General features: G+C 68.0%; 15 protein-coding genes and 1 tRNA gene. 12 read left to right on the plus strand and 4 right to left on the minus strand.

Annotated elements, in window-relative coordinates:
• Positions 1–26 precede the first annotated feature (26 nt).
• On the minus strand, positions 27–668 hold the full coding sequence (locus tag AC4IJH_RS32545; protein WP_490855525.1) for an NAD(P)-dependent oxidoreductase: 642 nt from the start codon (positions 666–668) through the stop codon (positions 27–29).
• Positions 669–752: 84 nt separating this feature from the next.
• Here AC4IJH_RS32545 and AC4IJH_RS32550 point away from each other — a divergent pair, with 84 nt between their 5' ends.
• Positions 753–1361, plus strand: a complete 609-nt coding sequence (locus AC4IJH_RS32550) for a TetR/AcrR family transcriptional regulator (protein WP_490855526.1) — start codon at positions 753–755, stop codon at positions 1359–1361.
• Here AC4IJH_RS32550 and AC4IJH_RS32555 read toward each other — a convergent pair.
• Together AC4IJH_RS32555 and AC4IJH_RS32560 are read right to left on the minus strand one after the other, a co-directional pair.
• Positions 1354–2373: an adenosine deaminase gene (locus AC4IJH_RS32555; RefSeq protein WP_490855527.1), complete on the minus strand. Its 1020-nt coding sequence runs from the start codon at positions 2371–2373 to the stop codon at positions 1354–1356. The genes AC4IJH_RS32550 and AC4IJH_RS32555 overlap by 8 nt on opposite strands.
• A 137-nt stretch (positions 2374–2510) precedes the next feature.
• A complete protein-coding gene (locus AC4IJH_RS32560) occupies positions 2511–3749 on the minus strand; it encodes a pyridoxal phosphate-dependent aminotransferase (RefSeq protein ID WP_490855528.1) in 1239 nt (412 codons plus the stop codon).
• Between the two features lie 182 nt (positions 3750–3931).
• Here AC4IJH_RS32560 and AC4IJH_RS32565 point away from each other — a divergent pair.
• The 11 genes from AC4IJH_RS32565 to AC4IJH_RS32615 all read left to right on the plus strand — a co-directional run bounded on the left by AC4IJH_RS32565 (position 3932) and on the right by AC4IJH_RS32615 (position 18045).
• A tRNA-Trp gene (locus AC4IJH_RS32565) sits at positions 3932–4004 on the plus strand.
• A gap of 109 nt (positions 4005–4113) precedes the next feature.
• Positions 4114–4407, plus strand: a complete 294-nt coding sequence (gene secE, locus AC4IJH_RS32570) for a preprotein translocase subunit SecE (RefSeq protein ID WP_490855529.1) — start codon at positions 4114–4116, stop codon at positions 4405–4407.
• A gap of 71 nt (positions 4408–4478) precedes the next feature.
• Positions 4479–5375 carry a transcription termination/antitermination protein NusG gene (nusG, locus tag AC4IJH_RS32575; RefSeq protein ID WP_490855530.1) on the plus strand — a complete coding sequence of 299 codons (897 nt, stop codon included), beginning with the start codon at positions 4479–4481 and terminating at the stop codon, positions 5373–5375.
• 306 nt (positions 5376–5681) lie between these two features.
• Positions 5682–6209, plus strand: a complete 528-nt coding sequence (locus AC4IJH_RS32580; RefSeq protein WP_490855531.1) for a hypothetical protein — start codon at positions 5682–5684, stop codon at positions 6207–6209.
• A 202-nt stretch (positions 6210–6411) separates the two neighbouring features.
• Positions 6412–6846, plus strand: coding sequence for a 50S ribosomal protein L11 (gene rplK / locus AC4IJH_RS32585; RefSeq protein ID WP_016571043.1), 435 nt, complete (start codon positions 6412–6414; stop codon positions 6844–6846).
• A gap of 80 nt (positions 6847–6926) precedes the next feature.
• The gene (rplA, locus tag AC4IJH_RS32590) at positions 6927–7643 is read left to right on the plus strand and encodes a 50S ribosomal protein L1 (protein ID WP_490855532.1); all 717 of its coding nucleotides are present in this window, start codon (positions 6927–6929) and stop codon (positions 7641–7643) included.
• A 155-nt stretch (positions 7644–7798) separates the two neighbouring features.
• On the plus strand, positions 7799–8623 hold the full coding sequence (locus AC4IJH_RS32595; RefSeq protein WP_490855544.1) for an SCO4651 family lipoprotein: 825 nt from the start codon (positions 7799–7801) through the stop codon (positions 8621–8623).
• Positions 8624–8924: 301 nt separating this feature from the next.
• A complete protein-coding gene (rplJ, locus tag AC4IJH_RS32600; protein ID WP_490855533.1) occupies positions 8925–9452 on the plus strand; it encodes a 50S ribosomal protein L10 in 528 nt (175 codons plus the stop codon).
• A gap of 113 nt (positions 9453–9565) precedes the next feature.
• The gene (rplL, locus tag AC4IJH_RS32605) at positions 9566–9955 is read left to right on the plus strand and encodes a 50S ribosomal protein L7/L12 (protein ID WP_490855534.1); all 390 of its coding nucleotides are present in this window, start codon (positions 9566–9568) and stop codon (positions 9953–9955) included.
• A gap of 610 nt (positions 9956–10565) precedes the next feature.
• The gene (rpoB, locus tag AC4IJH_RS32610) at positions 10566–14048 is read left to right on the plus strand and encodes a DNA-directed RNA polymerase subunit beta (RefSeq protein ID WP_490855535.1); all 3483 of its coding nucleotides are present in this window, start codon (positions 10566–10568) and stop codon (positions 14046–14048) included.
• Between the two features lie 97 nt (positions 14049–14145).
• Positions 14146–18045, plus strand: a complete 3900-nt coding sequence (locus AC4IJH_RS32615) for a DNA-directed RNA polymerase subunit beta' (protein ID WP_490855545.1) — start codon at positions 14146–14148, stop codon at positions 18043–18045.
• 82 nt (positions 18046–18127) lie between these two features.
• On the opposite strand, the gene AC4IJH_RS32620 is transcribed toward AC4IJH_RS32615, so the two are convergent.
• The gene (locus tag AC4IJH_RS32620) at positions 18128–19225 is read right to left on the minus strand and encodes a M48 family metalloprotease (RefSeq protein ID WP_490855536.1); all 1098 of its coding nucleotides are present in this window, start codon (positions 19223–19225) and stop codon (positions 18128–18130) included.
• Positions 19226–19234 lie beyond the last annotated feature (9 nt).

Raw genomic sequence — 19234 nt, forward strand, 5'->3', positions numbered from 1 at the left:
CGCCCCAGCCACAGCCGGTGGGCGCCTCAGTACGCCACCGACACGGCCCGCTTCACCACGGCCGGGTCATCGATCATCGCCAGCATCGCGTGCGCCACATCGGCCCGCCCGATACTGCTGCCGCCCCGCAGATTCACCTCGAGCGAGGTGCGGTAGACCCCCGTCACGGGCCGGTTCAGCAGCCGCGGCGGCCGCACCACCGTCCAGTGCGCCGAGCTGCCGCGGATCTCGGCCTCCAGCACGGCCAGATCCGCGTACACGTCCTTCAGCACCGTCTTGATCACCGGTGACAGCACCCGCCGGTACGCGAAGGACTGCCCCTCGGGCTCGGCTGCCAGCGGCCCCGCGCTGACCGCCAGGAAACGGCGGGTGCCCGTCTCTTCGAGCGCCCGCAGAACCGGGCGCGTGAGGTTGGCCGCGATGCCCCCGCGGGCGTCCTTGGGCTTGCGCGCGCCCAGGCCGGAGAGCACCGCGTCGCGGCCGGCCACCGCCGCGCCCAGCGCCTGCGCGTCGGCGAAATCGGCCGTGCAGATCTCCAGCCCCTCGCCGGTGACCGGCAGCCGCGCCGGGTCCCGTACCACCGCTGTGACCTGGTGTCCCGCTGCCAGGGCCTGCCGGACGATCTCCTGTCCTATCCCGCCGGTCGCACCGAAAACCGTGAGCCGCATGGCCGCACCTCCAGGTGGGTAAGTGTTCACTCACCACTAGAGTGAGTAAGTGCCCACTCACTAGTCAAGCGGGACGGAGCGAACATGCCGAAGCCGACCGGCGAGACCAGACCGACCAGGGAGCGCATCCTGGACGCGGCCCACGGCCTGATGCGCGACATCGGCCTCGCCCGCGCCACCACCAAGGCGATCGCCAAGGAGGCGGGCTGCTCGGAGGCCGCGCTCTACAAGCACTTCGCGAGCAAGGAGGACCTGTTCGTGAGCGTGCTCGGCGAACGGCTGCCGCCGCTCGCCCCGCTGCTGCGCAGGCTCGCCGCCGAGCCGGGGGAGCGCAGCGTCGAGGAGAACCTCACCGAGATCGCCCGCGAGGCCGCGCTCTTCTACGAGCAGAGCTTCCCGATCGCCTCCTCGCTCTACGCCGAGAACCGGCTCAAGAAGCGCCACGAGGCGACCATGCGGGAGCTGGACACCGGCCCCTACAAGCCCATCCAGGGGCTGGACGGCTATCTGCGCGCCGAACAGCGGGCCGGCCGCATCGACGCCGCCGCCGACCCCCACGCGGCCGCCTCACTGCTGCTCGGCGCCTGCGCCCAGCGCGCCTTCGTCTACGACGCCGAGGGCCCGCACCCGCCGCCGCCCATCGAGGAGTTCGCCCGCGCCCTGGCCCGCACCCTCGTACGGGGGATCAGCTAGCCAGCCAGTCGTCGATCCCGCTCAGCAGCTTTTCCTGTACGGACGCGGGGGCGGCCGAGCCGCGCACCGACTGCCGTGCCAGCTCGGCCAGTTCGGCGTCCGTGAAGCCGTGGTGCTCGCGCGCGATCTCGTACTGCGCCGCCAGCCGCGAGCCGAACAGCAGCGGGTCGTCGGCGCCCAGCGCCAGCGGCACTCCCGCCTCGAACATCGTCCGCAGCGGTACGTCCTCCGGCTTCTCGTACACCCCGAGGGCCACGTTGGAGGCCGGGCACACCTCGCAGGTCACCCCGCGCGAGGCCAGCCTGCGCAGCAGCACGGGGTCCTCGGCGGCGCGCACGCCGTGCCCGATCCGGCCCGCGTGCAGATCGTCCAGGCAGTCCCGCACGCTCGCCGGGCCCGACAGCTCACCGCCGTGCGGCGCCGCCAGCAGCCCGCCGTCCCGGGCGATCGCGAACGCCCGGTCGAAGTCGCGCGCGAAGCCGCGCCGCTCGTCGTTGGAGAGCCCGAAGCCGACCACGCCGCGGTCGGCGAAGCGCACCGCCAGCCGGGCCAGCGTCCGCGCGTCCAGCGGGTGCTTCATACGGTTGGCCGCGACCAGCACCCGCATCCCCAGACCGGTCTCCCGGGAGGCGCTCTCCACCGCGTCCAGGATGATCTCCAGCGCCGGGATCAGCCCGCCCAGCCGGGGCGCGTACGAGGTCGGGTCGACCTGGATCTCCAGCCAGCCCGAGCCGTCTCGTACGTCCTCCTCGGCCGCCTCGCGCACCAGCCGGCGCAGGTCCTCGGGCGACCTCAGGCAGGAGCGCGCGATGTCGTACAGCCGCTGGAAGCGGAACCAGCCGCGCTCGTCGGTGGCCCGCAGCCGGGGCGGCTCACCGCTGCTCAGCGCCTCGGGGAGGTGGACTCCGTACTTGTCGGCGAGCTCCAGCAGCGTCGAAGGGCGCATCGAGCCAGTGAAGTGCAGATGCAGATGGGCCTTGGGCAGGTCCCGGATATTACGAACACTCGCCATTCCCAGATCTTGCCGTACGCACCTGCCGCCCCGGTAGGGGCTTTTCGTGAACACCCTGAACGAATGCCCGCCCGAAAGTGGGTGCGGGCCCCGGGGAAGCACCCCGGGGCCCGCACCGCTGCGCGTGCGGCGCGGGCCTACGCCGTCGCCTCCGCCAGCAGCTTCTGGATCCGCGAGACGCCCTCGACCAGGTCCTCGTCGCCCAGCGCGTAGGAAAGACGCAGGTAGCCGGGGGTGCCGAAGGCCTCGCCCGGTACGACCGCCACCTCGGCCTCCTCCAGGATCAGCTCGGCCAGCTCCACGCTGGTCTGCGGCCGCTTGCCCCGGATCTCCTTGCCCAGCAGGCCCTTGACCGACGGGTACGCGTAGAAGGCGCCCTCCGGCTCGGGGCACAGCACGCCCTCGATCTCGTTGAGCATCCGCACGATGGTCTTGCGGCGCCGGTCGAAGGCGACCTTCATCTCCTCGACGGCCGTCAGGTCACCGGTCAGCGCCGCGATCGCCGCGACCTGCGCCACGTTGGAGACGTTGGAGGTGGCGTGCGACTGCAGGTTGGTCGCGGCCTTGATGACGTCCTTGGGGCCGATCGCCCAGCCCACCCGCCAGCCGGTCATCGCGTACGTCTTGGCCACGCCGTTGACGACGATGCACTTCTCGCGCAGCTCCGGCACGGCCACCGGCAGCGAGGAGAACTCGGCGTCGCCGTAGACCAGGTGCTCGTAGATCTCGTCGGTCAGGACCCACAGGCCCTTCTCGGCGGCCCAGCGGCCGATCTCCTCGACCTGCGCGCGGGTGTAGACCGCGCCGGTCGGGTTGGACGGCGAGACGAACAGCAGGACCTTGGTCTTGTCCGTGAGCGCCGCCTCCAGCTGCTCCACGGACACGCGGTAGCCGGTGGTCTCGTCGGCGACCACGTCCACCGGCACGCCGCCCGCCAGCCGGATCGACTCGGGGTAGGTGGTCCAGTACGGAGCCGGGACGATGACCTCGTCACCCGGGTCCAGGATCGCGGCGAACGCCTCGTAAATGGCCTGCTTGCCGCCGTTGGTCACCAGGACGTTGGCGGCCTCGATCTCGTAGCCGGAGTCCCGGCGCGTCTTCTCGACGATCGCGGCCTTCAGCTCGGGCAGGCCGCCCGCCGGGGTGTAGCGGTGGAACTTCGGGTTGCGGCAGGCCTCGACGGCGGCCTCGACGATGTAGTCGGGCGTGGGGAAGTCCGGCTCGCCGGCACCGAAGCCGATCACCGGGCGCCCGGCGGCCTTCAGGGCCTTGGCCTTGGCGTCCACGGCGAGGGTCGCGGACTCGGAGATCGACCCGATCCGGGCCGAGACCCGGCGCTCGGTGGGGAGGGTTGCGGAAGGGGTAGCAGCGCTCATGTCTGCATCGTCCCAGACCCCGAAGAGGCCTGGCACATGGGTTTGAAGGGATACGCCAAGTCCTTTCTGTTCGACGGAAGGGCGTGAAGCACGTACACTCATCGACCGTTGGCCCCTTACGAGCCGCAGTCATTGCCACACTTAGTGAAGTGCGGCGCATGCGGTAGGTTGGGGAACCACAAAGGGTCGTAGCTCAATTGGTAGAGCACTGGTCTCCAAAACCAGCGGTTGGGGGTTCAAGTCCCTCCGGCCCTGCTACACGCACCTCGTCCGCGAGGTGCGTGCACGCGTACGTACTGCATTGCACCGCCGTGCGGCTCTACCGGGCGCGGCACGGCCACGACCCGGATTCAGGTGAGGACGAGTGACGGACGCCCTGGGCTCCATCGACATGCCTGAGCGCGGTCGTTCCGAAGACGAGGCCACAGAGTCGAAGAAGCCTCGTCGCGGCGGCAAGCGCGGCAAGAAGGGCCCGCTCGCGCGCCTCGGCCTTTTCTACCGGCAGATCGTCGCCGAGCTTCGCAAGGTCGTCTGGCCCACTCGCGGCCAGTTGTCGACGTACACCACCGTGGTGATCGTCTTCGTCGTCATCGTCATCGGTCTCGTAACCGTGATTGACTTGGGATTCAACAAGGTCGTCGAGTACGTCTTTGGATGATCCCGCGAAGGGCGCCTCAGCGGGCGCCCCTTTGCATGTTCAACCCCTTGTAGCCAGGAAGAAGCAGCCAAGTGTCTGACCCGAACCTGAACGACGCCGCCGAGCCCGTCGCGGCCGCAGAGGCCGACGTGGACGCGGCTGCCTCGGCCGAGGTCGAGGGCGACGCTGCGGCCATCGCTGACGAAGAGGGCGCGCAGGAGGTCGTCGAGAACGCCGACGGCGTGGACGAGCTCGACGCCGAGGACGCTGCCGCCGGCGAGCCCGCCGAAGAGGCCGCGGTGCACGTCGAGGACGCCGACGAGGCTGCCGCCGAGGACGAGGCTGCCGAGGACGCCGTGGAGGAGGAGCCGGTCGACCCGATCGCCGCCCTCCGCGAGGAACTGCGCACCCTGCCCGGTGAGTGGTACGTCATCCACACCTACGCGGGCTACGAGAACCGCGTGAAGACCAACCTCGAGCAGCGCGCCGTCTCGCTGAACGTCGAGGACTACATCTTCCAGGCCGAGGTGCCGCAGGAAGAGGTCGTCCAGATCAAGAACGGCGACCGCCGCACCGTCCGCCAGAACAAGCTCCCCGGCTACGTGCTGGTGCGCATGGACCTGACGAACGAGTCCTGGGGCGTGGTGCGCAACACCCCGGGCGTCACCGGCTTCGTGGGCAACGCCTACGACCCGTACCCGCTGACCCTGGACGAGATCGTCAAGATGCTCGCCCCGGAGGCCGAGGAGAAGGCCGCCAAGGAGGCCGCCGAGGCCGAGGGCAAGCCGGCGCCGCAGCGCAAGGTCGAGGTCCAGGTGCTGGACTTCGAGGTGGGCGACTCGGTCACCGTCACCGACGGCCCGTTCGCCACGCTGCAGGCCACGATCAACGAGATCAACGCCGACTCCAAGAAGGTCAAGGGCCTCGTGGAGATCTTCGGCCGCGAGACCCCGGTCGAGCTGAGCTTCGACCAGATCCAGAAGAACTGAGGCACCGGCCTCGGGTCACAGATTTCCCGACAGGGCCCCCGTCCGGCGGTTTTCCGCAGGCCGGGGGCCCTGTCGCATGCCCGGGGCCGCGGCGCGCGGGGCCGGTCCAAGCAAATGTGTTCCCTGCCACAACCATTCGGGCACTCGGGCTGTCTGACCTTGTAGACGGAAACGCCCCAACCCTTCCTCCCTGAGGCTTCATCACGCTTATGGGGATCTCTGTAGCTATGGGCGGCGATTTATGGTGCTCTGTGGCGCTATGGGAGGGCGGATGTCCGTACCGACGAGCAAGGGGGAACCACCACCATGCGAGCCCGCAAGACCGCGATAGCCACCACAGCCTGCGCCTTCGTCCTGCTCGGTGCCGGCTCGGCGCTGGCCGGCACCGGCCCCGCTCCCTCTCCCGACGCCCAGAAGACCGCCTCCCGCTCCACCGCTCCCTCCGCCGACGGAAACCCCAGAAGCGCCAGGGCCACGGCCGCGGGGGTCTGCTCGGACGCGTACCAGATCGGGGCCACGGCCTACATCGACAGGAGCGGAGCGCACGCCGCGTCCGTGAAGCAGTTCTACTCGCCCACGTGCAAGGCCAACTACGGCTATGTGTGGGTGTGGAAGAGCTTCCGCGACAAGGTGAAGGACTACGACGTCAGTACGGGTGTGTACAGCTACTCCCGCGACGAGGTCGTCGGGCAGGACTGGTGGAACGACACCAATGACCAGGAGTTCTGGTCGCTGCCCGCGCAGACGGCCAAGGAGTGCACCGCTGCCGTCGCAACGCTGCGCGCTCCCGGCGACCCGCGGCCGAGCCAGGGGGCGACGGCCAAGCGCTGCTGAGCCGCTGGGACACCTCTGCGGCCCGTGGGCCCGTACCGGCACGCCGCGGTACGGGCCCACGGTGTGCGCGGGGTGCCGGGAGGCCCTGGTCCGGGTATCGGTTTGGGCCCCGCCGCATCACCCGTTATCGTGGTGCGGTATGCCTCCATCCGGATGGACGGATGGACTGGCGAAACACCTCTCACTAGGACCCGGAGAGAGCATGCCTCCCAAGAAGAAGAAGGTCACGGGGCTTATCAAGCTCCAGATCCAGGCCGGTGCCGCAAACCCGGCCCCGCCGGTCGGCCCCGCACTGGGCCAGCACGGCGTCAACATCATGGAGTTCTGCAAGGCCTACAACGCCGCGACCGAGTCGCAGCGTGGCATGGTCGTGCCGGTGGAGATCACGGTCTACGAAGACCGTTCCTTCACCTTCGTCACGAAGACTCCGCCGGCCGCGAAGCTCATCCTGAAGGCCGCGGGCGTGGAGAAGGGCTCCGGCGAGCCGCACAAGACCAAGGTCGCCAAGATCACCGAGGCGCAGGTCCGCGAGATCGCCACGACCAAGATGCCCGACCTGAACGCCAACGACCTGGACGCCGCGTCGAAGATCATCGCCGGCACCGCCCGTTCCATGGGCATCACGGTCGAGGGCTGACAGTCTCCTCGTAAGGCCACCGTGGTAGGGCCAGGCGCTGGCCCGCACCACGACTCCATCTCCATCACTCAGGAGCAGCAGTGAAGCGCAGCAAGACTCTTCGCAACGCGGACGCGAAGATCGACCGGGAGCGCGTGTACGCCCCCCTCGAGGCCGTCCGTCTCGCCAAGGACACCTCCACGACCAAGTTCGACGCGACCGTCGAGGTTGCCATGCGTCTGGGCGTCGACCCGCGCAAGGCCGACCAGATGGTCCGCGGCACCGTGAACCTTCCGCACGGCACCGGTAAGACCGCCCGGGTCCTGGTCTTCGCGACCGGCGACCGTGCTGCGGCCGCGGAGGCCGCTGGCGCCGACATCGTCGGCTCCGACGAACTGATCGACGAGGTTGCCAAGGGCCGCCTGGACTTCGACGCCGTCGTCGCCACCCCGGACCTCATGGGCAAGGTCGGCCGCCTCGGCCGCGTGCTCGGTCCCCGTGGTCTGATGCCGAACCCGAAGACCGGCACCGTCACCCCGGATGTCGCCAAGGCTGTCACCGACATCAAGGGCGGCAAGATCGAGTTCCGCGTGGACAAGCACGCGAACCTCCACTTCATCATCGGCAAGGTCTCCTTCGACGAGACCAAGCTGGTGGAGAACTACGCCGCGGCGCTGGAGGAGATCAACCGTCTCAAGCCCTCCGCCGCCAAGGGCCGCTACATCAAGAAGGCGACCATCACCACCACGATGGGCCCCGGCATCCCGCTGGACGCCAACCGCACCCGCAACCTCCTCGTCGAGGACGAGGCCGTCTGATCTCCTTGATCGACGCCTCGTAGCGCGTTTGTGCTGATCGGGCCCCGTACCTCATCGAGGTACGGGGCCCGCTGCATGTGCTGTCACCGCCCTGGACTACAGTCGCCTGCTGTCGTAAAGGTGATTGTTGATGAGGGGGAATCTCCGTGCGCACGATGCGAATCACCGCCGCTGTGGCGGGAGTTGTGATGATGGCCGGCCTGACCGCCTGTGGCGGCAAGGACGGCGGCAGCGACAAGGCCGGCGGCTCCGCTGCCCAGGGCCCGCTGGCGCTGCTCCAGGCGGCCTCGCAGAAGACCGGCCAGGAGAACTCGGCCAAGGTGGAGAGCACCCAGAAGAACGGCGAGGCCACCACCCTCACCAAGGGCTCCATGGACTGGTCCAACGGCATGCGGATGAACGTGGAGATCACCCGGCAGGGCAGCACCCAGGGCGTTCCCGGTGGCGGCAAGCCCATGACGGCGCTCTACACGCCCCAGGCGATGTTCATGAAGCTCGGTCTGGGCGGCAAGCCGTGGGTGAAGTACGACTACGACGCGCTGGCCAAGCAGTCGCCCGTGGGCGCGCTGCTCAAGGACCAGATGCAGAACAACAACCCGCCCCGCTCGGTGGCGATGATCATCGCTTCGGGTCAGGCCAAGAAGGTCGGTACGGAGGACGTACGCGGCGTCCAGGCCACCCGCTTCTCCGCCACCATGGACGCGGCCGGTGTGGCCCGCATGCAGGCCTCCAAGGACTTCAGTGAGAAGGACATGAAGGCCTACCAGGACGCCCTGAAGGCGAGCGGCACCAAGAACGTGACGATCGACCTGTGGATCGACAAGAACAACCTCCTGGTCAAGAAGCTGGAGAAGGTCGAGAACAAGATGGGCGCGTCGGAGAACACCACCTACTACTCCGACTACGGCACCAAGGCCGACGTCCAGGAGCCGCCGGCCGACCAGACCTCGGACGGCACCAAGATGGGCGGCCTGGGCTAGTCCCCACCGCCTGAAGCTGTTGGGCCCCGCCGCAGGTCGGCGGGTGCCGGCAGCCCGATTTGCCTGCGCCGCCACCGTTCGCGTACCGTGTCCGGGAAGCCAAAGACCGCTGGTTGTCTCCACGCTCTTTTCGGGTGTGGTGGCCGAAGGATCCGCTAGCTGCGGACGGCCTGCGCAGGTGACGAAGGATGTACTCCCGAATTCCTTTCGGTCGAGTCACGCCCCGAGCCCTGCGCCGGGGCGTTTGTTTTGCCCAGCCCCTTCTGCGCGGTCCTCATCACCCGGAAGGAGGCCGAGGCTCATGGCGAGGCCTGACAAGGTCGCAGCTGCCGAGGAGATTGCGGGCAAGTTCCGCGACTCCAACGCCGCTGTTGTGACCTCGTACACCGGGCTGACCGTTGCGCAGCTCAAGCAGCTGCGCCGTTCGCTCGGTGACAACGCGCAATACCGTGTGGTGAAGAACACGCTGACCAAGATCGCGGCCAATGAGGCCGGGATTCAGCTGGACGAGCACCTCAAGGGCTCGACCGCTGTTGCCTTCGTGACCGGTGACCCGGTCGAGGCGGCTAAGGGTCTTCGTGACTTCGCCAAGGAGAACCCGAATCTCGTCATCAAGGGCGGTGTCCTTGACGGCAAGGCGCTGTCCGCCGACGAGATCAAGAAGCTTGCGGACCTCGAGTCCCGCGAGGTTCTGCTCAGCAAGCTGGCCGGTGCCATGAAGGGCAAGCAGTCGCAGGCTGCCGCGCTCTTCCAGGCGCTGCCCTCGAAGTTCGTCCGCACCGCGGAGGCGCTTCGTGCCAAGCAGGCCGAGCAGGGCGGTGCCGAGTAATTCGGCTCGCACATTGATCTGCGCCGCATAAGGCGCCGGTCGAAGCGGGCCCAACGTACGCCCGCCGCAATGTACATCCGGCACCAGCCGAATTAGTGGAAGGATCGCCCATCATGGCGAAGCTCAGCCAGGAAGACCTGCTCGCGCAGTTCGAGGAGATGACCCTCATCGAGCTCTCCGAGTTCGTGAAGGCCTTCGAGGACAAGTTCGACGTCACCGCTGCCGCCCCGGCCGCCGTCGTTGCCGCTGCCCCGGGTCAGGGTGGTGGCGACGCCGCCGCCGCCGAGGAGCAGGACGAGTTCGACGTCATCCTCACCGGCGCCGGCGACAAGAAGATCCAGGTCATCAAGGTCGTGCGTGAGCTGACCTCCCTGGGTCTGAAGGAGGCCAAGGACCTCGTCGACGGCACCCCGAAGCCGGTCCTCGAGAAGGTCGCCAAGGACGCTGCTGCGAAGGCCAAGGAGGCCCTCGAGGGCGCCGGCGCCTCCGTCGAGGTCAAGTGACCTTTCGGGTCTGCTGACCCGCGCGCCGTCAGGCGCACATCGACCCAGGTCGACTCAAGGGCGATCACCCATGCGGGTGGTCGCCCTTGGGCGTTGCTGTGACGGCTGCGTTGCTCTGTGGCTCAGGGCGAGTATGGTGATCTTCGTTGCCCGGCCGTGCACCCCGTGACGATCGCCCAGGGGTGGGGGGCCTTGACGAACAGCACGCAGCGCGCAATTCTCAGGACGCGACGTCAGAAGCGATCCAGGGGTCCGAGGCATGGATCGCGGGCGAAGAGGGCAGTATCGATGTGCGCCTTCGGCGCGTGGGCTGGCGACAGGCATGAAATAGACAGCGAAGGGCGGGCCTCTACGGTGGCCTCCTCCCGGAGGGAGAAGATCGGTATCGCGGTGATGAGCCGGTCTCCGGAAACTCGCTCTGGACATCAGTGTGCCAAGTGGCTACACTGACCCTTTGCGCTGCCTGTTAGCTGCTCCCTGCCCGTCACCAGGGGCATACTCGAGCCCGAGCACTGCTGAATGATCTGCCCTGACCAGGGCTTTCCCTCAGTGCGCTCGGTTCGGGACCGGTACGCGCGTAGTGAGTCCGAGCCCTCGGAAGGACCCCCTCTTGGCCGCCTCGCGCAACGCCTCGACTGCCAATACGAACAACGGCGACAGCACCGCCCCGCTGCGCATCTCTTTTGCGAAGATCAAGGAGCCCCTCGGGGTTCCGAACCTCCTTGCGCTGCAAACCGAAAGCTTCGACTGGCTGCTCGGCAATGCCGCATGGAAGGGTCGCGTCGAGGCTGCGCTGGAGTCGGGTCAGGACGTCCCCACCAAGTCCGGTCTTGAGGAGATCTTCGAAGAGATCTCCCCGATCGAGGACTTCTCCGGGTCGATGTCGCTGACTTTCCGCGACCACCGCTTCGAGCCCCCGAAGAACTCCATCGACGAGTGCAAGGAGCGCGACTTCACGTACGCGGCTCCGCTCTTCGTCACCGCCGAGTTCACGAACAACGAGACCGGCGAGATCAAGTCGCAGACGGTCTTCATGGGCGACTTCCCGCTCATGACCAACAAGGGCACCTTCTGCATCAACGGCACCGAGCGTGTCGTCGTGTCGCAGCTGGTCCGCTCGCCGGGTGTCTACTTCGACTCCTCCATCGACAAGACGTCCGACAAGGACATCTTCACCGCCAAGATCATCCCGTCCCGGGGTGCCTGGCTGGAGATGGAGATCGACAAGCGCGACATGGTCGGTGTGCGCATCGACCGCAAGCGCAAGCAGTCGGTGACCGTTCTGCTCAAGGCTCTCGGTTGGACGACCGAGCAGATCCTCGAGGAGTTCGGCGAGTACGAGTCGATGCGCGCCACCCTGGAGAAGGACCACACCCAGGGCCAGGACGACGCGCTGCTGGACATCTACCGCAAGCTGCGTCCGGGCGAGCCGCCGACGCGCGAGGCCGCGCAGACGCTGCTGGAGAACCTGTACTTCAACCCCAAGCGCTACGACCTGGCGAAGGTCGGCCGCTACAAGGTCAACAAGAAGCTCGGCGGCGACGAGCCGCTGGACGCGGGCGTGCTGACCACCGATGACGTCATCGCCACGATCAAGTACCTGGTCAAGCTGCACGCCGGCGAGACCGAGACGATCGGCGAGTCCGGCCGCAACATCGTGGTCGAGGTCGACGACATCGACCACTTCGGCAACCGCCGTCTGCGCAACGTCGGCGAGCTGATCCAGAACCAGGTCCGTACGGGTCTCGCCCGTATGGAGCGCGTCGTGCGTGAGCGCATGACCACCCAGGACGTCGAGGCGATCACGCCGCAGACCCTGATCAACATCCGGCCGGTCGTCGCCTCCATCAAGGAGTTCTTCGGCACCAGCCAGCTGTCCCAGTTCATGGACCAGACCAACCCGCTGTCGGGTCTGACCCACAAGCGCCGTCTGTCGGCGCTGGGCCCGGGTGGTCTCTCCCGTGAGCGGGCCGGCCTGGACGTCCGTGACGTGCACCCCTCGCACTACGGCCGCATGTGCCCGATTGAGACCCCTGAAGGTCCCAACATCGGTCTGATCGGCTCGCTGGCCTCTTACGGCCGCGTGAACGTCTTCGGCTTCATCGAGACGCCGTACCGCAAGGTCGTCGACGGCCAGGTGACCGAAGAGGTCGTCTACCTCACCGCCGATGAGGAAGACCGCTTCATCATCGCCCAGGCCAACGCGCCGCTGACCGAGGACATGCGCTTCGCCGAGCAGCGTGTGCTGGTGCGCCGCCGTGGCGGCGAGGCCGACCTCGTCACCCGCGAAGAGGTCGACTACATGGACGTCTCGCCGCGCCAGATGGTGTCGGCCGCGACCGCCATGATTCCGTTCCTCGAGCACGACGACGCCAACCGCGCGCTCATGGGCTCCAACATGATGCGCCAGGCCGTGCCGCTGATTAAGGCGGAGGCCCCGCTGGTCGGCACCGGCATGGAGTACCGCTGCGCGGTCGACGCCGGTGACGTCATCAAGGCGGAGAAGGACGGTGTGGTCCAGGAGGTCTCCGCGGACTACATCACCGTCGCCAACGACGACGGCACGTACACCACGTACCGCGTCGCCAAGTTCACCCGCTCCAACCAGGGCACCTCCTTCAACCAGAAGGTCGTCGTGGACGAGGGCGCGCGGGTCATCGAGGGCCAGGTCCTCGCCGACGGTCCGTCCACGGACGAAGGCGAGATGGCGCTCGGCAAGAACCTGCTCGTGGCGTTCATGCCGTGGGAGGGTCACAACTACGAGGACGCGATCATCCTGTCGCAGCGCCTCGTGCAGGACGACGTCCTCTCCTCGATCCACATCGAGGAGCACGAGGTCGACGCCCGTGACACCAAGCTCGGCCCCGAGGAGATCACCCGGGACATCCCGAACGTCTCCGAGGAGGTCCTGGCGGACCTCGACGAGCGCGGCATCATCCGTATCGGTGCCGAGGTCGTCGCCGGCGACATCCTCGTCGGCAAGGTCACGCCCAAGGGTGAGACCGAGCTGACCCCGGAGGAGCGCCTGCTGCGCGCGATCTTCGGTGAGAAGGCCCGTGAGGTCCGTGACACCTCGCTGAAGGTGCCGCACGGCGAGACCGGCAAGGTCATCGGCGTCCGCGTCTTCGACCGCGAGGAGGGCGACGAGCTTCCCCCCGGTGTGAACCAGCTGGTGCGCGTGTACGTCGCGCAGAAGCGCAAGATCACCGACGGTGACAAGCTCGCCGGCCGTCACGGCAACAAGGGTGTTATCTCCAAGATCCTGCCGGTCGAGGACATGCCGTTCCTGGAGGACGGCACCCCGGTCGACATCATCCTCAACCCTCTCGGTGTCCCGTCCCGAATGAACCCGGGCCAGGTCCTGGAGATCCACCTGGGCTGGCTCGCCAGCCAGGGCTGGAAGGTCGAGGGCGACGAGGACTGGCAGAAGCGTCTGCAGGCCATCGGCGCCGACGACGTGGCTCCCCGTACCAACGTCGCGACCCCGGTCTTCGACGGTGCGCGCGAGGACGAGCTGGCCGGTCTGTTCGACGCGACCATCCCGAACCGCGACGGCGAGCGGATGGTCAAGGACACCGGCAAGGCGCGGCTGTTCGACGGCCGCTCCGGTGAGCCGTTCCCGGACCCGATCTCGATCGGGTACATGTACATCCTCAAGCTGCACCACCTGGTCGACGACAAGCTGCACGCCCGCTCGACCGGTCCGTACTCGATGATCACCCAGCAGCCGCTGGGTGGTAAGGCCCAGTTCGGTGGCCAGCGCTTCGGTGAGATGGAGGTGTGGGCGCTGGAGGCTTACGGCGCCGCGTACGCCCTCCAGGAGCTGCTGACCATCAAGTCCGACGACGTCACCGGCCGTGTGAAGGTCTACGAGGCCATCGTCAAGGGCGAGAACATCCCCGAGCCCGGCATTCCTGAGTCCTTCAAGGTCCTCATCAAGGAAATGCAGTCCCTGTGCCTCAACGTGGAGGTGCTGTCCTCGGACGGCATGTCCATCGAGATGCGCGACACCGACGAGGACGTCTTCCGCGCCGCGGAGGAGCTCGGTATCGACCTGTCCCGGCGCGAGCCGAGCAGCGTCGAAGAGGTCTGACGGGCCTGGCCGGGGGCTCCCTCACAGGAGCCCCCGGTCGCCCCGGACCCGTACAGACCATGATTGAGACACGACCCTGAAAGAGGGATTGACGACAGTGCTCGACGTCAACTTCTTCGACGAGCTGCGGATCGGCCTGGCGACCGCGGACGACATCCGACAGTGGTCCCACGGCGAGGTCAAGAAGCCGGAGACCATCAACTACCGCACCCTCAAGCCCGAAAAGGACGGACTCTTCTGCGAGAAGATCTTCGGTCCGACCCGGGACTGGGAGTGCTACTGCGGCAAGTACAAGCGTGTCCGCTTCAAGGGCATCATCTGTGAGCGCTGTGGCGTCGAGGTCACTCGCGCCAAGGTGCGCCGTGAGCGGATGGGCCACATCGAGCTGGCCGCTCCCGTCACGCACATCTGGTACTTCAAGGGCGTTCCGAGCCGGCTGGGCTACCTGCTGGACCTCGCCCCCAAGGACCTCGAGAAGGTCATCTACTTCGCCGCCTACATGATCACGTGGGTGGACGAGGAGCGCCGTACGCGCGACCTGCCCTCGCTGGAGGCGCACGTCTCCGTCGAGCGTCAGCAGATCGAGCAGCGCCGTGACGCGGACCTCGAGGCCCGCGCCAAGAAGCTCGAGACCGACCTGGCCGAGCTGGAGGCCGAGGGCGCCAAGGCGGACGTGCGCCGCAAGGTGCGCGAGGGCGCCGAGCGTGAGATGAAGCAGCTGCGCGACCGTGCGCAGCGCGAGATCGACCGCCTCGACGAGGTCTGGAACCGCTTCAAGAACCTCAAGGTCCAGGACCTGGAGGGCGACGAGCTGCTCTACCGCGAGCTGCGTGACCGCTTCGGCACGTACTTCATGGGCGGCATGGGCGCGGCCGCGCTGCAGAAGCGCCTGGAGTCCTTCGACCTCGACGAAGAGGCCGAGAAGCTCCGCGAGATCATCCGTACCGGCAAGGGCCAGAAGAAGACCCGTGCGCTCAAGCGCCTCAAGGTCGTCTCCGCGTTCCTGCAGACCCGCAACAGCCCCAACGGCATGGTGCTGGACTGCATCCCGGTCATCCCGCCGGACCTGCGTCCGATGGTGCAGCTGGACGGTGGCCGCTTCGCGACCTCCGACCTGAACGACCTGTACCGCCGCGTCATCAACCGCAACAACCGCCTCAAGCGTCTCCTTGACCTCGGTGCGCCCGAGATCATCGTGAACAACGAGAAGCGGATGCTGCAGGAGGCCGTCGACGCGCTGTTCGACAACGGCCGCCGCGGCCGCCCGGTCACCGGTCCCGGTAACCGCCCGCTGAAGTCCCTCAGCGACATGCTGAAGGGTAAGCAGGGCCGTTTCCGTCAGAACCTGCTCGGTAAGCGTGTGGACTACTCCGCGCGTTCCGTCATCGTCGTCGGTCCGCAGCTGAAGCTGCACCAGTGCGGTCTGCCCAAGGCCATGGCGCTGGAGCTCTTCAAGCCGTTCGTGATGAAGCGCCTGGTCGACCTGAACCACGCGCAGAACATCAAGAGCGCCAAGCGGATGGTCGAGCGCGGCCGCACGGTCGTCTACGACGTCCTCGAAGAGGTCATCGCCGAGCACCCGGTTCTGCTGAACCGTGCTCCCACCCTGCACCGCCTGGGCATCCAGGCCTTCGAGCCGCAGCTGGTCGAGGGCAAGGCCATTCAGATTCACCCGCTCGTCTGCACCGCGTTCAACGCGGACTTCGACGGTGACCAGATGGCCGTGCACCTGCCGCTGTCCGCGGAGGCGCAGGCCGAGGCCCGCATCCTGATGCTGTCCTCGAACAACATCCTCAAGCCGGCCGACGGCCGTCCGGTCACCATGCCGACCCAGGACATGGTGCTCGGTCTGTTCTTCCTCACCACCGACGAGGAGGAGCGCGAGGTCAAGGGCGAGGGCCGGGCGTTCGGCTCGGTCGCCGAGGCCATCATGGCCTTCGACGCCCGCGAGCTCTCGCTGCAGGCCAAGGTCGACATCCGCTTCCCGATCGGCACCGTCCCGCCCCGTGGCTGGACCCCGCCGGCCCCGGAGGAGGGCGAGCCCGAGTGGCAGCAGGGTGACAGCTTCCGGCTGCGTACGACCCTGGGCCGCGCGCTCTTCAACGAGCTGCTGCCCGAGGACTACCCGTTCGTCGACTACTCGGTGGGCAAGAAGCAGCTCTCCGCGATCGTCAACGACCTGGCCGAGCGCTACCCGAAGGTCATCGTCGCGGCGACCCTGGACAACCTGAAGGCGGCCGGTTTCCACTGGGCGACCCGTTCCGGTGTCACCGTCGCGGTGTCCGACATCGTCGTGCCGGAGGCCAAGAAGGCCATCGTCGCGGGCTACGAGGCCCAGGACGAGAAGGTCCAGAAGCAGTACGAGCGCGGTCTGATCACCAAGGACGAGCGCACGCAGGAGCTCATCAACATCTGGACCAAGGCGACCAACGAGGTTGCCGAGGCGATGAATGAGAACTTCCCCAAGACCAACCCCATCTTCATGATGGTCGACTCGGGTGCCCGAGGAAACATGATGCAGATGCGGCAGATCGCGGGTATGCGTGGTCTGGTGTCGAACGCGAAGAACGAGACCATCCCGCGTCCCATTAAGGCCTCGTTCCGCGAGGGTCTGTCCGTGCTGGAGTACTTCATCTCCACCCACGGTGCCCGTAAGGGTCTGGCGGACACCGCCCTGCGTACCGCCGACTCCGGTTACCTCACCCGTCGTCTGGTCGACGTCTCCCAGGACGTCATCATTCGCGAGGAGGACTGCGGCACCGAGCGCGGTCTCAAGCTGCGGATCGCCTCCAAGGGCGCGGACGGCATCCTGCGCAAGGCGGACGACGTCGAGTCCTCCGTGTACGCGCGGATGCTGGCCGAGGACGTCGTCGTGGACGGCAAGGTCATCGGCCCGGCCAACGTCGACCTGGGTGACGTGCTCATCGACCAGCTGGTCGCGCACGGCGTCGAGGAGGTCAAGACCCGCTCGGTCCTGACCTGTGAGTCCGCGGTCGGCACCTGTGCCTTCTGCTACGGCCGCTCGCTGGCCACCGGCAAGCTGGTCGACATCGGTGAGGCCGTCGGCATCATCGCGGCCCAGTCCATCGGTGAGCCCGGTACCCAGCTGACGATGCGTACCTTCCACACCGGTGGTGTGGCCGGTGACGACATCACCCTGGGTCTGCCGCGTGTCGTCGAGCTCTTCGAGGCCCGTACGCCCAAGGGTGTCGCCCCGATCTCGGAGGCGGCCGGCCGCGTCCGTATCGAGGAGACCGAGAAGACCAAGAAGGTCATCGTCACGCCGGACGACGGCAGCGACGAGACGGCTTACGGCGTCTCCAAGCGTGCCCGTCTGCTGGTGGGCGAGGGCGACCACGTCGAGGTCGGCCAGCCGCTGACCGTGGGTACCGCCAACCCGCACGACGTGCTGCGCATCCTGGGCCAGCGTGCGGTCCAGGTCCACCTGGTCGGCGAAGTCCAGAAGGTCTACAACAGCCAGGGCGTGGCGATCCACGACAAGCACATCGAGATCATCATCCGGCAGATGCTGCGCCGTGTGACGATCATCGAGTCCGGCGACGCGGAGCTGCTGCCGGGCGAGCTGGTGGAGCGCTCGAAGTTCGAGAGCGAGAACCGTCGCGTTGTGGCGGAGGGTGGCCACCCGGCCTCCGGCCGTCCGCAGCTGATGGGTATCACCAAGGCTTCGCTGGCCACCGAGTCGTGGCTGTCGGCGGCGTCCTTCCAGGAGACGACCCGGGTTCTGACCGACGCGGCGATCAACGCCAAGTCGGACTCCCTGATCGGCCTCAAGGAGAACGTCATCATCGGTAAGCTCATCCCGGCCGGTACGGGCCTGTCCCGCTACCGCAACATCCGGGTCGAGCCGACCGAGGAGGCCAAGGCCGCGATGTACTCGGCCGTCGGCTACGACGACATCGACTACTCGCCCTTCGGGACGGGTTCGGGCCAGGCTGTTCCGCTGGAGGACTACGACTACGGTCCGTACAACCAGTAAGCCCGCAGGCGCTCGGCAGGGCGGTCACCCCACTCGGGGTGGCCGCCCTGCGGCGTTTGCGGCGTGTGGTGCGGCCGGCGGTTCAGCGGGTGGGGCGCAGGTACGGCTGGAGGTGGTGCAGCCGAGTGTGGTACTCGGGGTGGCTGGAGAGCAGCTTGGTCAGCAGCCCGGGGCGGCGGGTGCCCGCCATGGCGCTGGCGGGGGCGGTGCGCGCCGCCTCCAGTTCGTCCGCGTGCAGGGTGTGCAGGACCTCGGCGAGCATCGGGGCGAAGCCGAGGGCTGCGGCGTGCCGGTCGGCGCGCAGCTCGGCGCGGCGCCCGACGGCCGCCAGCAGGTAGGGCGCGATCACCAGCGGCAGGACGAGGAACCACACGGAGAACGCGAAGGTGATCAGCAGGCCGCCCAGGACCAGGAAGAGGATGCCGGTCGCGGCGAGCGAGATGTGGCTCGCGATCAGGAGGGCGAGGCGGGCGGCCCAGCGCAGGCCGGCCCAGGCCAGCCGGCCCGGCAGGGCGTACCAGTAGCCCAGCAGCGAGGACCAGGCGTGGCCGCCGGTGTGGTGGCCCAGCTCGTGGGCGAGGACGGCGGCGAGCTGGCCGCTGGGCAGGCGGTTGAGCGAGAAGGCGGTGACGCCGACGATGTGGCCCGCGGCGGCGTAGGCGTTGAGGTCCTCGCTGTCCTCGATCCACAGCTCGTAGGTGCTGCCGTCGACGCCCGCGCGGGCGGTGACCTCGCGCCAGACGGGGCGCAGCCGCTCCAGCTCCTCGGGGGTGGGGTAGCGCAGCCCCAGTATGTGACGCGCGAAGGAGCTCTCGGCGGGGCGGTGGAAGGCGAGCGCGCCGGAGGCCAGCCACAGCGCGGGCAGCAGCCAGCCGACGTCCGGGAGCAGGGTGTAGGACAGGCCCGCCACCAGCGCCAGGCTGACCAGGAAGCTCGGTACGTACAGCAGGAGCTGGCCCATGGCGGTGGCGTCGGCGCCGCGCTGGTGCTCGGAGAGGTGGATGCGGCGCTGCGGGAAGTCCATGTGGTGCGGGTGGGTCCGGGGTGGCTGGGCCGGGGGTGGTGGCGGTGGCTTGGGGCCCGTGGCGGCGGGCGGGGTGTGCTCGGGGGCGGGGTAGTGGGGCTCGGGGTAGCGGGGTTCGCCGGGCTCGGGACAGCGGGGTTCGTACGGCTGGGACATGGTGCTCCT

It is taken from the genome of Streptomyces sp. UF-297 (assembly GCF_058245575.1).

What these genes read in the sequence shown, in the direction of transcription:
- AC4IJH_RS32555 (WP_490855527.1), bottom strand. Translation starts at nt 2,373, where the DNA reads ATGGCGAGTGTTCGTAATATCCGGGACCTGCCCAAGGCCCATCTGCAT.
- AC4IJH_RS32580 (WP_490855531.1), top strand. Translation starts at nt 5,682, where the DNA reads ATGCGAGCCCGCAAGACCGCGATAGCCACCACAGCCTGCGCCTTCGTC.
- rplL (WP_490855534.1), top strand. Translation starts at nt 9,566, where the DNA reads ATGGCGAAGCTCAGCCAGGAAGACCTGCTCGCGCAGTTCGAGGAGATG.
- AC4IJH_RS32545 (WP_490855525.1), bottom strand. Translation starts at nt 668, where the DNA reads ATGCGGCTCACGGTTTTCGGTGCGACCGGCGGGATAGGACAGGAGATC.
- AC4IJH_RS32550 (WP_490855526.1), top strand. Translation starts at nt 753, where the DNA reads ATGCCGAAGCCGACCGGCGAGACCAGACCGACCAGGGAGCGCATCCTG.
- rplJ (WP_490855533.1), top strand. Translation starts at nt 8,925, where the DNA reads ATGGCGAGGCCTGACAAGGTCGCAGCTGCCGAGGAGATTGCGGGCAAG.
- AC4IJH_RS32620 (WP_490855536.1), bottom strand. Translation starts at nt 19,225, where the DNA reads ATGTCCCAGCCGTACGAACCCCGCTGTCCCGAGCCCGGCGAACCCCGC.
- AC4IJH_RS32595 (WP_490855544.1), top strand. Translation starts at nt 7,799, where the DNA reads ATGCGAATCACCGCCGCTGTGGCGGGAGTTGTGATGATGGCCGGCCTG.
- rplK (WP_016571043.1), top strand. Translation starts at nt 6,412, where the DNA reads ATGCCTCCCAAGAAGAAGAAGGTCACGGGGCTTATCAAGCTCCAGATC.
- AC4IJH_RS32560 (WP_490855528.1), bottom strand. Translation starts at nt 3,749, where the DNA reads ATGAGCGCTGCTACCCCTTCCGCAACCCTCCCCACCGAGCGCCGGGTC.